The 258-nt window shown below is 59.3% G+C and carries 1 protein-coding gene; it reads left to right on the top strand.

Features of this window, described 5'->3' with window-relative positions; genetic code table 11:
- The coding region (locus SB658_RS25340) for an SCO family protein (RefSeq protein ID WP_410603192.1) at nt 1-258 on the top strand (258 nt) is incomplete at both ends.

Raw genomic sequence — 258 nt, 5'->3', positions numbered from 1 at the left:
CGTGACACGCCGGCGCGCATGAAGGCCTACGTTAGTGCGTTCGGCCGCGACTTCGTAGGCCTGACCGGCACGCCGGACCAGGTCAAGGAGATCGCCGACCACTACGATGTCTACTACAAGAAAGTGCCATACGGGACCCATGGCCAATACACAATGGACCATTCGACCTATTTGTTCCTGCTTGATCGCAATGGTCGTTACGTCGATCACTTCGGCCGCGGCGCGGATGAAGCGCAAGTCGCACGCACGATCGTCGAC

The organism is Bacillus sp. SIMBA_008 (genome assembly GCF_046535495.1).
In the GTDB taxonomy this organism is placed as follows: Bacteria; Bacillota; Bacilli; order Bacillales; family Bacillaceae; genus Bacillus; species Bacillus subtilis.
Note: the sequence above shows the minus strand (reverse complement) of the source record. Positions and strands in the feature narration are given on the sequence as shown.